The following is a 12,918-nucleotide window of genomic DNA, read 5'->3' on the forward strand; positions in this document are numbered from 1 at the left end:
CGCGGGCGGTTCCTCCAGACCGTCAAAGGCGTTGCCGATCTCGGCGTGTGGGTCTTTCGCCAGCTTCTGCCGGGCCAGCTTGTCGGCGGCGTCGGCGCGCATCTTGTGCAGCCGCAGCGCGTCGGCGTGCCCTTTGGCGTCGGCGTCGAACTGCTCGGCGCTCCGGACCTCAAGGCGTTCGAGCGGGGCCAGCGCGGCAGACATCGCCGGGCTCTTCATCATCCCCGGCCGGCCGACCACCAGCGCCCACAGGTTCGGCGACTCCTGCCACTCGGTCCGCTCCTGCGGGCGGATCGCCAGCCGGCGCGCCACCAGCGCGGCAGCCCCCACCAGCATCGGCACGCCCACGAAGTCCGGGGGGCATTGCATCCGCTCCGACACGTCGGCCACCCAGGGGCGCAGCGCATCGGGCAGCGCAGCCAGCGGCAGGGGCTCCACCGGCAGCAAGTCGGGCGGCAGCGGCAGCGGTGCCGATCCATCGATCAGCTCATCGGCGGCGGTGCTCATGTCGGTCATCAGTTCTTCGGCGCGGCTCATCGGGCGCCCTCCTTGTGGTGTTCGGTGGCGGCCGTCTTGGCTGCTGTGTTGCGCTGCTGGACCACATCGCACCAGTCCATTCCAGGCTGCTGCGGGGTCTTGGTGAGGACGGCCAGGCCGGCGCGCTGCGCTCGGGCTCTGAGCTTGGCGGCGGCTTCGGCGCCGGCCTCGTCGTGGTCGCTCCAGATGACCAGGCGGCGGGCTCCTGCCGGCCACTGCCAGGCAGCCAGGTTGCCGGCGCTGTACGCGGCGCAGACCGGCATCCGGCCACCGTAGTGGGCAGCCATCGCCGTTTCGATGCCTTCGGCCACGCCGATCACGCCCCGGTCGTCCGGCTCGCTCCACAGCGCGATGCCAGCGCCACCCAACGGGCCGCAGGTGCGCGACAGCTTCTTGACCGGGCCGGGCACATCGGCCTTCCGACCGTCTCGGCTGAGGTAGGTCCGGTGCAGCGCCAGCAGCTCGCCGGCCGGGCTGGTGATCGCGGCCAGCATCGCCGGGAAGCGGCCGACCTCCTTGCCGTCCTCGTTGAAGTACGGCAGCGCCGGCACGTACCGCAGCGCGGCCGGCAGTGGCCACAGCGCCACGCCCAGGCGGTTCTTCAGGTAGAGCGTGACCGGATCGCCGGGCACCAGCGGCCGGGCGCGTGACCACTGCAAGGCGATGTCGGCAGCGTTCTTCGCCCAGGCGGCGCGCTGCTCGGCTTCTCGTTGGCGGCGCTGCTGCTCTGCCCAGGCCCGAGCGGCGGCGCGCTCTGCCGGGTCCATCGGGCGGCCCAACTCGCTCCAGGTCTGATGTTCGCCCGTGCGCCAGTCGCCGAAGACGGCGGCGCGGCCATCGGTGAACAGCCGGACCCACAGCGGCCGATTCCGGCCACCGAAGCGGATGAACTCGCCGGGCGTGATGTCGCGCTCGGGCGCAGCGCCGAACGTGGCGCGCAGGGTGTCGTGAAGGCTGGCGGCGGTCTGTTTCGGGCAATGCAGCGGCCAGACCGACCTCTTGGGACGGTTGTTCATGGGGCTCCTTGGGTGTTACCGGACGGGGCCGGCTGCTGCCTGTTGCGCCAGGGCGGCGCGGCGTTGCGTGTGGTGGCGGGTCATGGGAAGATCACGTCCTGTTCTCGATCTGCGTTGAACACTGGCCCGGAACCGTTGCGAGCGGTTGCCGGGCCTTTCTCTTTGGCGTCGATCACTGTGCAGCGCCGGACTGAATCAGGCGCTCGATCGACGAACGGCGGATGCGGGCGGCGCGGCCGAACTTCACCAGTTCGAGGGCGCCACGCTTCTGCAGCGTGTAGATGAAGCCACGCGAAACGCGCAGGGCGGCGCAGGCTTCGGGGATGGTCAGCAGGGTGTCGGCGGGTTGAGATTGGGTGTTCATCGGTGCGGCTCCTTGTCATTGGGTAACTTCTGGGCGAAGCCTAGGGCGCTTTGTTGGCAGACCGAATCCAATCCGCCAACTACTTTTGCAGCGTCGCCAGGTGCTCGCGGATCGTCCGTTCTGCGCCCCGGCCGTACCCGAAGTCGGCGACGATGCGTGCAGCGGCGGCGGAGAACGACATTCGGCCGTTCACGGCCCGCAGCTCGTGCCATCTTGCCGCCCAGCGCTCGCGGTCCTCGTCCGTGTACTTTCGGCGGGCCTCGCCACCCTTGCGCAGCGCTGGCGCGGTCGTTTCGTCCGTGATGCGGTACACCTTCGCCAGTGCATCCAGGCGTCCAAGATGCAGGGCCGTGCTGATGATCTGGCTGGCCGGGTACCCTAGTTCTTCGTACCCGTCCAGGTGGTTGCACAGCTCCACGATGCGAGCGGCCAAGCCAAGCTCAGAGTCAGAGGGGTGGTCCAGTGAATTCCATACGTAGTCGCGCACAAGCGACCCGTACGGGGATCTCTCCAGCAACTCGGACACCGGGATGCCGGCTGCTTCGAGGATGCGAATCGAGCGGGCGCGCATCTCTTCGCGGGTGGCGTACATGGCGCGGTCCGGCTCCACCATGAGCCCATAGCCATCGACCGGGTGCTCAATCGCCCGCACCTTGGTGAAGCGCCTTCCGACCGTGACGCGGCGGGTTTTGTCGGTTTTGGCAGTGCCACGGGTAGCGGTTTTCGGCCGATCGCTCACAGTGCCAGCCCCGCAAGCGCATCGGCTGCGCGGTCGTTCTGCAAGTGGGCGTAGTGCTTGGCGATCATCGGCACCGATGTGCCGGCCAGCGCGGCGACGGTCGCCATGTCCAGCCCGGACACCACCAGGTCTGTGATCGTCGAGTGCCGCAGCGAGTAGGCGACGGCATCGGCCGGCAGACCTGCAGCGATCACGGCGGCCTTGACCGGGCCTTTCCATGCGTCCTTGTTCCATGCCTCGCCGTCTGCCCGCGCGAACAGCGGCGCGCCCGGCAGCTTGTCGCGGCTGCAGTCGGCCAGCAGTGCAGCAGCGCCGGCAGGAAGCTTGATGATCCGGCCGGCTCCGGCCTTGTCCGCGCGGATACGCAGCGTCCCCTGTTGGCGGTCGAAGTCGGCGACGGTCAGCGAGGCGAGGGCGCCAGGACGAAGCGGCAGGATCGCCAGGCCGCGCAGTAGCGGGCGGATCTCGTCGCTGGCGTTGGCGATCAGGTCGCGGCGCTGCTGCGGTGTCAGGTAGACCGTGCGGCGGCCATCTGCGCCGGCCGTGGCCTTCAGTGGCTCGTCCCAGGCGAACGACGATGCAACAGCGCCTTCGGCCAGAGCGTGATTCAGCGCGGCTCGAACGGCGGTCATGTCTCGGTTCACGGCGCTGTCGCTGCGCGGTCGGGTGTCTCCCGCCTTGCTGGTGATCGGCGCGGCGTGCAGGCGGGCTCTCCAGGCGCGGACATGCTCGCGCTTGAGCTTCAGCAGCTCCACCGGCCCGAGTGGGTCAGCGTCGATCCATCGGCGGTATCGGGCGCGCAGGTCATCGGCCTGCTTGTCCCCCTTGGTGCTGGCGATGTGCTCGGCGTAGACGCGGCAGGCGTCGGCGACCGTCACCACGTCGAGCCGGCCGCCTCGCTCCAGATGCGTCATCCAGGCCAGGGCGGCGCGGCGCGCGGCGTCGAATCGCTCGGACGGCGGCAGGTTCTCGAACGTCCCTAGCGGCTCGTGGATCTGGCGGCCGGTGTCCTGCTCGCGGTACCGGGCAATCCAACTGCCAGGGCTGGTGCTGGTCATCTTCCTGAAGCCGAGGGCCTTGCCGGTCTCCAGGCGCTGAAAGTAGGGGTCGCGACGGGGCGAGAGGCGATCTCGTCCGGCGACTTTGTGAAGTTCGATCTTCGCCATGCTCTTCAGATCCGTGTGAAAGGAGTCTGAAAAACATTGGAGCACAAGGATGAACTCAGAAGGATGCTGGATACTGGCTACAGAGGGAGAGTTGGTCTATGTTTGTGCATGGATGACTACAGATCCTGCCTTCACACGGCAGGGGTCGCAGGTTCGAACCCTGCACCGCCCACCAGAACAAGCCCCGTAAGTCGTTGATTTACGGGGCTTTTTCCTGTTGGCCAAGAGCGTGCAGTCTCGCAGCTCGTCAGTCCAGCAGCTGCTCGAAGGCCGACAGAGCGGCGCTGCGCAGGGTGTCGCGGCGGCGCACCAGCAGCGTGTCGACCGTCAGGCTGGCGGGTTCGAACGGCTCGAGGCGCAGGTCGGTGGCGCCACGGTGCGCCTCGACCACGCTGCGCGGCAGTCCGGTGATGCCGACGCCCGCGGCGACGCAGCCGAGCATGCCGTCGAGCGTGCCGAACTCCAGCCGCTGCAGCGGGCCCCAGCCGCGCGTCGCGAACGCCGCCTCCAGCCGCTGCCGGTAGGTGCAGCCGGCGCGGAAGACGATCACGGTGAGCCGGCCGCGCGCCAGCAGTGCGTCGATGCCGGGGCTGTCTGCCGCCTGCACCAGCACCAGCTCCTCGCTGAACGCCGGGCGGGCGTCCAGCTCCGGGTGGTCGAGCGGTCCGGCGACGAAGGCGGCGTCGAGCTGGTGGCGCTGCACCTGCAGCAGCAGCTCGGCGCTGGTGCCGGTGCGCACCTCCAGCTGCACCTGGGGATGGGCGTCGTGGAAGCGCCGCAGCAGCGGCGGCAGGCGCACCGCGGCGGTCGTCTCCATCGTGCCCAGGCGCAGCGGGCCGTGCAGCGCGCCGTCATCGCGCAGCGCCGCGCGCGCCTCTTCCTCCAGCGCCTGGAAGCGCTGCGCATAGCCGAGCAGCCGCTCGCCGGCCGGCGTCGGCCGCACGCCGCGGCTGTGACGAACGAACAGCGCGACACCCAGATCGGCCTCCAGCTGCTTGATGCGCGCGGTGACGTTGGACTGCACGGTGTGCAGATCCTCCGCGGCGGCGCTGACCGAGCCGCGGCGCGCCACCGCGACGAAGGTGTTCAGGGCGAGCGGGTCCATGCGATGTCATCTCCTGTACAGATATCTATGATCGCAACAAATCATTGGTACAGATGGTAGAACGGCCGTAACGTGATGACCATGGACACCTTGGACCGTTCGATGAACTCCTTTCTCGGCACGCGCTGGCCGCTGATCCAGGCGCCGATGGCTGGCGCGCAGGGCGCACGGCTGGCGCGGGCGGTCGGCGAGGCCGGCGCGATGGGGGCGCTGCCGGCGGCGATGCTCGATGCGGCGACGCTGGCGCGCGAGCTGCAGGTGCTGCAGGACGCCGGCCGGCCCTATCTCGTCAACTTCTTCGCCCATGTGCCGCCGACGGCGGAGGCCGCGGCAGCGGCCGAGCCGCGCTGGCGGGCCGCGCTGGCGCCGTATCACGCCGAGCTGGGCCTCGATCCGGCCGCGGCGGTCGCGGCGCCGAGCCGCCAGCCCTTCGGCCCGCCGGCGGCCGAGGTGCTGGAGGCCTTCCGGCCCGCGCTGGTGAGCTTCCACTTCGGGCTGCCGGCGCCGGATCTGCTGGCGCGGGTCAAGCGGCTCGGTGCGCGCGTGCTGTCGTCGGCGACGACGCTGCGCGAGGCGCAGTGGCTGCAGGCCCATGGCGCCGACGCGGTGATCGCGCAGGGACTGGAGGCCGGCGGCCACCGCGGCCATTTCCTCGACACCGATCCGGCGCGGCAGAGCGGCACGCTGGCGCTGCTGCCGCAGCTCGTCGCGGCGCTGGACATCCCGGTGATCGCCGCCGGTGGCATCGCCGACGCGGCCGGCGTGCGCGCGGCGATGGCGCTCGGCGCGGCGGCGGTGCAGGTCGGCACGGCCTTCCTGTGCTGCGACGAGGCGAGCACCGGCGCGCTGCACCGCGCCCGCCTGCTGCGCGATCCGGCCGAGCCGACCGCGCTGACGAACCTGTTCTCCGGCGGGCTGGCGCGCGGCCTGCCGAACCGGCTGATGCGCGACCTGGGGCCCGTCGCCGACGTGGCGCCGCCGTTTCCGCTGGCGTCGAACGCGCTGGCGCCGCTGCGTGCCCGCGCCGAGTCGCTCGGCCGCGACGACTTCACGCCGCTGTGGTCGGGCACGAACCGCACCGGCTGCCGCGCCGCTCCGGCCGCCGAGATCGTGCAGGCGCTGGCGGCCGGGTTCGACGCATGAGCACGGCGCCGACGGACCGCATGTCGCCGGCTGCCGATGCGGCGCGGCTGCGCGTGCTGGTCGCCGGGCTGTGCAGCCTGATGCTGACGATGGGCGTGGCGCGCTTCGCCTACACGCCGCTGATGCCGCTGATGCAGCGCGAGGCCGGGCTCGGCGTGGCCGAGGCGGGCGGGTTGGCGGCGGTCAACTACGCCGGCTACCTGTCCGGCGCGGTGCTGTTCGGCGCGACCTTCATCGGGCTGGTCAGCCTGGTGCTGACGATGGCCGGGCGCTTCCATCCGAACAGGCCGGCCCGGATGATGGGCCGCATGACGCTGACCTACGGCGTCGCGCAGATCATCGGGCCGGCCGTGACCGGATGGCTGGCCGCGCGCAGCGGCGGCAGCTACACTGGCGGGCTGCTGGGCGCGGCGGTCGTCATGGCGGTGGGGCTGGCGCTGCTGGTCGTCCTGCGCCAGCGCGGGCGTCAGCCCCGGCTGCCGCCGAGCCGCTGATCGGCGCGCACCACCTCGCGCGCCTGCACCTCGACGACGTCCCCGGCCTCGGCGGCCATGCCGCCGCCGTTCCAGCGCGCGCCGAAGCCGCCGGTGCGGGCGCGTTCGCGTGCGGCCTGCTGGAAGCGGAAGATGTCGACCGCCACCGGCCGGCGTCCGCGCAGCAGGCTCCACAGCGTGAATGCCACCGCGGCGATGACGCCGGCCAGCAGCAGGCTCATGAAGAACACCGCGCCCGCCGCGACGAAGACGAAGCGCACGACGAAGCGGATCAGGCGGCCGAGGGGATCGGAAGGTTGGTTCATGCGGGCTTGGAGCGCGGCGGCGCGTTCCGGTTCCGTGAAAAGACGGGTGTGCTCAGCGCGCGCGCATCGCCCGGGCGCATTCGCCCGCCAGCGCCGGGCCGCGGTAGATGAGGCCGGTGTAGACCTGCACCAGGTCGGCGCCGGCGCGCAGCTTGGCCTGTGCGTCGGCGCCGCTCAGCACGCCGCCGACGCCGATGATCGGATAGCCCGCGCCCAGCTCGGCGCGCAGCTGCGCGATCACCCGGTTGCTGGCCTCGAACACCGGCCGGCCCGACAGGCCGCCGGTCTCCTCGGCATGCTTCAGGCCCTTGACCGCGTCGCGGCCGATGGTGGTGTTGGTGGCGATCACGCCGTCGATGCCGTTGTGCTTCAGCGTCGCGGCGATGACCTTGACCTGCGCCTCGTCCAGGTCGGGCGCGATCTTCACGAACATCGGCGCGTTGCGGCCGTGCTGGCGCGCGAGCTGCTGCTTGCGCGCCTGCAGCCGCGACAGCAGCGCGTCGAGCGCCTCGTCGCTCTGCAGCGCGCGCAGGTTCTTGGTGTTCGGGCTGGAGATGTTGACCGTCACGTAGTCGGCGTGCGGATAGACGCCGTCGAGCGCGATCAGGTAGTCGTCGACCGCGTTCTCGATCGGCGTGGCCGCGTTCTTGCCGATGTTCAGGCCGAGGATGCCGCCGGTACGGCGGAAGCTGGTCGCACGCTTGACGTTGGCCAGGAAGCTGTCGAGGCCCTCGTTGTTGAAGCCGAGGCGGTTGATCAGCGCGTCGGCCTCGGGCAGGCGGAACATGCGCGGCTTGGGGTTGCCGGGCTGGCCCTTCGGGGTCACGGTGCCGACCTCGATGAAGCCGAAGCCCATCGCGCCCAGGCCGTCGATGCAGCGGCCGTTCTTGTCCAGACCGGCGGCCAGGCCGATGCGGTTGGGGAACTTCAGGCCGGCCACGGTGACCGGGTCGCTGACGCGCGCGTGCGACCACAGGCATTGCAGGGGCGTGTTCTGGAAGCGCGCGATCGCGTCGAGCGTCAGCTCGTGCGCGGCCTCCGGGTCGAGGCCGAAGAGGAAGGGGCGGGTGAGGGCGTAGGGGACGAGGGCCATAATCGTGAATTGTCCCCGATCACAACCCCTCCCCGAACTTCCCCGAAGATTCCTCCCATGACCCAGGACGAACTCAAGACCCTCGTCGGCCAGGCGGCCGTGCAGTACGTGCCCGCGGGCGCCATCGTCGGTGTCGGCACCGGCTCGACCGTCAACAAGTTCATCGACGCGCTGGCCACCATCAAGGACCAGATCCGCGGTGCGGTGTCGAGCTCGGTGGCGTCGACCGAGCGCCTGAAGGCGCTGGGCATCCCGGTGCTGGAGGCCTGCGAGGTCGAGTCGCTGCCGGTCTACATCGACGGCGCCGACGAGGTCGATCCCCGCGGCAACATGATCAAGGGCGGCGGCGCGGCGCTGACGCGCGAGAAGATCGTCGCCGACCTGGCCGAGCGCTTCGTCTGCATCGCCGACGAGAGCAAGCTGGTGGAGGTGATGGGCCGCTTCCCGCTGCCGGTCGAGGTGATCCCGATGGCGGCGGTCCAGGTGGCGCGCCGCCTGAAGGCGCAGTACGGCGGCGAGGCGACGCTGCGCGCCGGCTGCGTCACCGACAACGGCTGCCACATCCTGGACGTGCGCGGCCTGAAGATCACCGACCCGGCCGCGATGGAGGCCGACATCAGCCAGTGGCCGGGCGTGGTCACGGTGGGCATCTTCGCCCGCAACAAGGCCAGCGTCTGCCTGCTGGGCACGTCGGACGGCGTGCGCACGCTGACCTTCTGACCTCAGCCCGGCGCCTCCAGCCGGTAGCCCAGGCCGCGCACCGTGTGGATCAGCGCCGGCGTGCAGCCCTCGTCGATCTTGGCGCGCAGCCGGCGGATGTAGACGTCGACGACATTCGTCAGCGGATCCTCGCTGGCGCCCCAGACATTGGCGAGGATGCGCTCGCGGCTGAACAGCCGCCCCGGCGCGCTCATCATCAGCTCCAGCAGCGCGAGCTCGCGCGCGGTCAGCGCCAGCGGCCGGCCGGCGCGGCTGGCCTGCATGCGCTCGCGGTCGAACACCAGGTCGGCCACCACCAGCCGGCTCGGCGTAGCCGGCGTCCAGTCGCGGCCGCGCCGCGCCAGCGATTCCAGCCGCGCCAGCAGCTCCTCGAAGTCGAAGGGCTTGGCCAGGTAGTCGTCGGCGCCGAGCCGCAGCCCGGCGACCCGGTCCTCGACCGAGCCGAGCGCCGACAGCATCAGGATCGGCAGCGCCGCGCCTTCCGCGCGCAGCGTCTGGCAGATCTCCAGCCCGCCGATGCCCGGCAGCATCAGGTCCAGGATCAGCACCACCGGCGCGCCGCCGGCGGCCACCTCGCGCGCGGCCTGGCGGGCGGCCTCCAGGCCCTGAGGCCCGGTGCTGGCCAGCTCGACCCGGTGGCCCTCGGCGCGCAGGCCGCGGCCCAGGAAGTCGGCGATGCGCGGATCGTCCTCGATGATCAGGATGTTCATGTCGTCAGGGGTTCGGGGGCGAGCAGGTCCTGTGCCCGGATCCGCGGCAGCGTCAGCACCGCCCGGGTGCCGCGCTCGCTGCTGTGCAGCTGAAGCTGGCCGCCGTGCGCCCGCGCCAGCGAGCGTGCGATCGACAGGCCCAGACCGCTGCCGTCCGGGCTGTGGCGGCGCGCCTGCGCGCCGCGGAAATGGCGATCGAACACCAGCGGCAGCTCGTGCGCCGGAATGCCGATGCCCTGGTCGCCGACCGTCACGCGCAGGTCGGCCGGCTCGTCCTGGCCGTCCGGGCCCTGCGTCAGATCCTGCACTGCCTCGACGGTGATGTCGACCTGGTCGCCGGCGCGCGAGTAGCGCGTCGCGTTGTCCAGCAGCACGCCCAGCAGCTGGCGCAGCCGCAGCGGATCGCCCGCGACCACATGGCGGCCGGTGCGCCGGGGCGACTCGCCGAGCCGCACGCCCTGGCGGGCCGCGAGCACGCCGGCCTGCGCCAGCGCCTCGGCGGCCAGCTCGTCCATGTCGACCGGCTCGCGCACCAGCGACAGCGAGTCGATGTCGCTGCGCGCCATCGCCAGCAGGTCGTCGATGACCGCGCCGAGCTGGCGCGCGGTGACGACGATGCGCGACAGCGTCTCCTTGTATTCGGCCGCCGGCTTGTCGATGCCGCGCAGCGTGATCTCGGCCTCGCCGCGGATCACGGTCGTGGGCGTGCGCAGCTCGTGGCTGATGTCGGCGAAGAGGCGGCGACGCTGCGCGTCGGCCTGGCGCAGCGAGGCCAGCGCGTCGGCCAGCTCGCGGGTGCGTGCATTGACCTGCTCCTCGAGCCGCTGGCGCTGCGCCGATTCGCGCTCGCGGTGGCGCTCGAGCTCGGCGGCCAGCGCGTTGACGCTGTGCGCGACCTCGGCGAACTCGTCCTGTCCGTCCAGCGCGATGCGGTGGCCTAGCTGCCCGGCCTGCAGCGCCTGCGCGCCTTCGCTGAGCTGCCGCAGGGGGCGGTGCAGCGCCCGGCCGAAATGCAGCGCCGCCGCCATCGCGCTGGCCGACAGCACCGCGGCCGCACCGAGCCAGAGCCAGCGCACCCCCGTCAGCGTCGCGTCGGCGGCCGCGCGCTCGCGCTGCACCGCGGCGGTCTCGCGGGCGATGTTCTCGGCGATGAGCTTGCGCACGTCGTGGCCCTGGGGCATGTCGAAGACCCTCGACAGCTCGGTCCAGGCCTGTGCGGCGTCGGAGCCGGGCGGCAGCGCGCGGGCCTGGTCGGCCGCGCGGGCCAGCGCGCTGACGCTCTGCTCGAGCACCGCCAGCGTCTCGCGGCGGCGCAGGTTCTCCTCGCGGGCCTCGGCGCGGCCGTCGAGCTCGATCGCCTGCTGGGTCAGGCCCTTCAGGCGCTGCAGCGTGCCCTGCATCGCCGCGAGCAGCTCGGCGCGCGCGCCGCTGTCGGCGTGCGCGCCCTGCTGCGTCTGGGCGACCCAGGTGCGCAGGCGCTGCTTCTGCGCCGAGAGCTGGATGAAGCCGGTGGCGATGTCGCTGGCCACCCGTCCGCGCAGCACCTGGCGCTCGGTGACCGCCAGCGAGGCGGCGGCCAGCAGCGCGGCCAGCGCCATCACCAGCGCGAACAGGGCCAGGACCAGGGTGAGGCGGCGACGGAACATGGCCCGATTGTCTCCGTGCCGCCGCGGCGCGTGCCCCGGTTCATCCGGCGTTCATCTGGCTGTCAGTGCCGCCTCATGCGCCGATCACCGCAGGTTCAAGGCGCGTCGCTCCAATCGGACCTGTGCCGACACCCCGCAACGAATCCCGCGAGACACGGAGTTTCCGACCATGAAGAGCCGCATCCCCGCCCTGATCGCCACCCTGGCCGCCCTGACGCTGGGCCACGCGCCGCTGGCCGCCCGCGCCCAGACCGTCGTCGTCAACCATGCCATCACCGAGTCCGAGGTGCTGTCGGCGCAGAAGGCCTGGTGCCAGGCGCTGCTCGACATCGGCGCGGCGCATGCCAGCGGCGGCCAGCCCGCGGCACGGGCGCTGGCCGAGAAGGTGATCGATGCCGCCTACGGCTACCAGATGGGCGTGGTGCTGTTCAAGCCGACGCTGACGGTCAATCCGCAGACCTTCCGCACCACCCGCGACGGCGCGCTGTCCTATTTCGTCGGCGGCGACGCGACCTATCCGAAGGACAGCGGCTTCGCGCTGAAGGGCTGGACCGCCTGCGAGCCGGTCAATGCGGCGGTCTTCATCGCCGGCGACAGCGCCACCACCATGGGCAAGGTCCGCTTCACCGGCAAGGACGGCAAGGTCACGGCGGTCGACAAGACCTGGCAGTTCGTCAAGGACGACGCCGGCCGGCTGCGCATCGTCGTGCACCACTCGTCGCTGGAATACGTCGCGGCGAACTGAGCCGGGTTGAACTGAGCTTGGCTCTGGCACCAAAGGACAAAGGGCCCGGAGGTCGTCCGGGCCCTTGTCGTCGCAGCTGGTGGAGCCGGGGGGAATTGAACCCCCGTCCGCAAGCCATCCTCAGGCAGTTCTACATGCGTAGTTCTCTGATTTGAGTCTCGCGCGCCAGGCGGGCAGGAACACCCTCTTGGACACGCCAGTCACGAGATCTCGACCTGAACCGTGTGACCCGGCTCAGACCCAGCCAATGTGAATGACCTCTCAGCCCTTGACCTTGCGATCTCAGGCCCGGCCCATCGGCCAACCGTTGAGAGGCTCACCGGTGTTAAGCGGCGAGGGCGAAACGTTCGTCGTTCGCAGTTACTTTGTTTCCAGTGGATTTACGAGCGAACTGGTGCTCGGCATGCCCTGCTCCGATTCCGCACCCACGTCGAAACCAGGTCGGCCCCTGAACCCGTCATCTTAGCATCATCCGCGGGTGTCGAGCTGCAGCAGCTCGAGCAGCCCGGCCGGCGTGTGCGCGAGGTGGTCGGCGCCCCAGGCCTCGATCGGCTCGCCGTCGCCCAGATAGCCCCAGGCGGCGGCGACCGTGCCCATGCCAGCGGCCTGTCCGGCCTGGATGTCGCGCAGGTCGTCGCCGACATAGAGGCAGTGCGCCGGGGCGACCGCCAGGCGGCGCGCGGCCTCCAGCAGCGGATCGGGGAAGGGCTTGGCGCGTGCGGTGGTGTCGCCGCAGACCAGCACCCGGCTGCGTCCGGCCAGGCCGGTGCCGGCCACGACCGGCTCGGCGAAGCGGCTGTGCTTGTTGGTGACGATGCCCCAGGGCAGGGCGGCGGCGTCGAGCGCGTCGAGCACCGGTGCCATCGCGTCGAACACCCGCGTCAGCCGGGTCAGGCGGGCGGCGTAGATCGCCAGGTATTCGTCCTTCAGCACCTCGAAATCGGCGTCGTCGGGCGACAGGCCCAGCGCCACGCGCAGCATGCCGCGCGCACCGGTGCCGGTCATCGGCCGGAAGGTCTCGAGGGGCAGCGGCGGCAGGCCGCGGCGCTCGCGCAGGTCGTTGCCGGCGCCGCCGAGATCGAGTGCACTATCGATCAGGGTGCCGTCAAGATCGAACAACACCGCATGGACAGAC

Annotated in this window: 15 protein-coding genes, 1 tRNA gene and 1 other RNA gene; 5 read left to right on the forward strand and 12 right to left on the reverse strand. The window is 71.2% G+C overall.

Features of this window, described 5'->3' with window-relative positions; genetic code table 11:
- The 5 genes from HNQ01_RS11250 to HNQ01_RS11270 all read right to left on the reverse strand — a co-directional run.
- The coding region (locus tag HNQ01_RS11250; protein WP_173805536.1) for a DUF3987 domain-containing protein at positions 1 to 537 on the reverse strand (537 nt) is incomplete at its 3' end.
- Positions 534 to 1,553, reverse strand: a complete 1,020-nt coding sequence (locus tag HNQ01_RS11255) for a DUF7146 domain-containing protein (protein WP_173805537.1) — start codon at positions 1,551 to 1,553, stop codon at positions 534 to 536. The genes HNQ01_RS11250 and HNQ01_RS11255, both read right to left, overlap by 4 nt.
- A gap of 172 nt (positions 1,554 to 1,725) precedes the next feature.
- On the reverse strand, positions 1,726 to 1,917 hold the full coding sequence (locus HNQ01_RS11260; RefSeq protein ID WP_173805538.1) for a helix-turn-helix domain-containing protein: 192 nt from the start codon (positions 1,915 to 1,917) through the stop codon (positions 1,726 to 1,728).
- Between the two features lie 79 nt (positions 1,918 to 1,996).
- Positions 1,997 to 2,656 (reverse strand): hypothetical protein, encoded by a 660-nt coding sequence (locus HNQ01_RS11265; RefSeq protein ID WP_173805539.1) that lies wholly within the window; start codon positions 2,654 to 2,656, stop codon positions 1,997 to 1,999.
- Positions 2,653 to 3,822: a tyrosine-type recombinase/integrase gene (locus tag HNQ01_RS11270; RefSeq protein WP_173805540.1), complete on the reverse strand. Its 1,170-nt coding sequence runs from the start codon at positions 3,820 to 3,822 to the stop codon at positions 2,653 to 2,655. Before HNQ01_RS11270 ends, HNQ01_RS11265 begins: the two co-directional genes overlap by 4 nt.
- Positions 3,823 to 3,906: 84 nt before the next feature.
- Between HNQ01_RS11270 and HNQ01_RS11275 the strand changes: the two genes are divergently transcribed.
- A tRNA-OTHER gene (locus tag HNQ01_RS11275) sits at positions 3,907 to 3,997 on the forward strand.
- Positions 3,998 to 4,069: 72 nt separating this feature from the next.
- On the opposite strand, the gene HNQ01_RS11280 is transcribed toward HNQ01_RS11275, so the two are convergent.
- A complete protein-coding gene (locus tag HNQ01_RS11280; protein WP_173805541.1) occupies positions 4,070 to 4,927 on the reverse strand; it encodes a LysR substrate-binding domain-containing protein in 858 nt (285 codons plus the stop codon).
- Between the two features lie 81 nt (positions 4,928 to 5,008).
- Between HNQ01_RS11280 and HNQ01_RS11285 the strand changes: the two genes are divergently transcribed.
- Together HNQ01_RS11285 and HNQ01_RS11290 are read left to right on the forward strand one after the other, a co-directional pair.
- Positions 5,009 to 6,070 (forward strand): NAD(P)H-dependent flavin oxidoreductase, encoded by a 1,062-nt coding sequence (locus HNQ01_RS11285; protein WP_173805542.1) that lies wholly within the window; start codon positions 5,009 to 5,011, stop codon positions 6,068 to 6,070.
- A complete protein-coding gene (locus HNQ01_RS11290) occupies positions 6,067 to 6,564 on the forward strand; it encodes a YbfB/YjiJ family MFS transporter (RefSeq protein WP_173805543.1) in 498 nt (165 codons plus the stop codon). Before HNQ01_RS11285 ends, HNQ01_RS11290 begins: the two co-directional genes overlap by 4 nt.
- Here the strand turns inward: HNQ01_RS11290 and HNQ01_RS11295 are convergent.
- The gene (locus tag HNQ01_RS11295) at positions 6,537 to 6,869 is read right to left on the reverse strand and encodes a hypothetical protein (RefSeq protein WP_173805544.1); all 333 of its coding nucleotides are present in this window, start codon (positions 6,867 to 6,869) and stop codon (positions 6,537 to 6,539) included. The genes HNQ01_RS11290 and HNQ01_RS11295 overlap by 28 nt on opposite strands.
- A gap of 52 nt (positions 6,870 to 6,921) precedes the next feature.
- Positions 6,922 to 7,962: a quinone-dependent dihydroorotate dehydrogenase gene (locus tag HNQ01_RS11300; protein ID WP_173805545.1), complete on the reverse strand. Its 1,041-nt coding sequence runs from the start codon at positions 7,960 to 7,962 to the stop codon at positions 6,922 to 6,924.
- 57 nt (positions 7,963 to 8,019) lie between these two features.
- Here HNQ01_RS11300 and rpiA point away from each other — a divergent pair, with 57 nt between their 5' ends.
- Entirely contained in the window at positions 8,020 to 8,682 is a 663-nt protein-coding gene (gene rpiA / locus HNQ01_RS11305) for a ribose-5-phosphate isomerase RpiA (protein WP_173805546.1), read from the forward strand.
- A gap of 2 nt (positions 8,683 to 8,684) precedes the next feature.
- On the opposite strand, the gene HNQ01_RS11310 is transcribed toward rpiA, so the two are convergent.
- Entirely contained in the window at positions 8,685 to 9,392 is a 708-nt protein-coding gene (locus HNQ01_RS11310; protein ID WP_173805547.1) for a response regulator transcription factor, read from the reverse strand.
- Positions 9,389 to 11,038 (reverse strand): sensor histidine kinase, encoded by a 1,650-nt coding sequence (locus HNQ01_RS11315; protein ID WP_173805548.1) that lies wholly within the window; start codon positions 11,036 to 11,038, stop codon positions 9,389 to 9,391. Before HNQ01_RS11315 ends, HNQ01_RS11310 begins: the two co-directional genes overlap by 4 nt.
- A gap of 169 nt (positions 11,039 to 11,207) precedes the next feature.
- Between HNQ01_RS11315 and HNQ01_RS11320 the strand changes: the two genes are divergently transcribed.
- Positions 11,208 to 11,783: a hypothetical protein gene (locus HNQ01_RS11320; protein ID WP_173805549.1), complete on the forward strand. Its 576-nt coding sequence runs from the start codon at positions 11,208 to 11,210 to the stop codon at positions 11,781 to 11,783.
- Between the two features lie 77 nt (positions 11,784 to 11,860).
- Here the strand turns inward: HNQ01_RS11320 and ssrA are convergent.
- Together ssrA and HNQ01_RS11330 are read right to left on the reverse strand one after the other, a co-directional pair.
- Positions 11,861 to 12,232: a transfer-messenger RNA gene (gene ssrA / locus HNQ01_RS11325) on the reverse strand.
- 19 nt (positions 12,233 to 12,251) lie between these two features.
- The gene (locus tag HNQ01_RS11330) at positions 12,252 to 12,905 is read right to left on the reverse strand and encodes an HAD family hydrolase (protein WP_353621688.1); all 654 of its coding nucleotides are present in this window, start codon (positions 12,903 to 12,905) and stop codon (positions 12,252 to 12,254) included.
- Between the last annotated feature and the right edge of the window lie 13 nt (positions 12,906 to 12,918).

It is taken from the genome of Sphaerotilus uruguayifluvii, from assembly GCF_013294065.1.
In the GTDB taxonomy this organism is placed as follows: domain Bacteria; phylum Pseudomonadota; class Gammaproteobacteria; order Burkholderiales; family Burkholderiaceae_C; genus Sphaerotilus; species Sphaerotilus uruguayifluvii.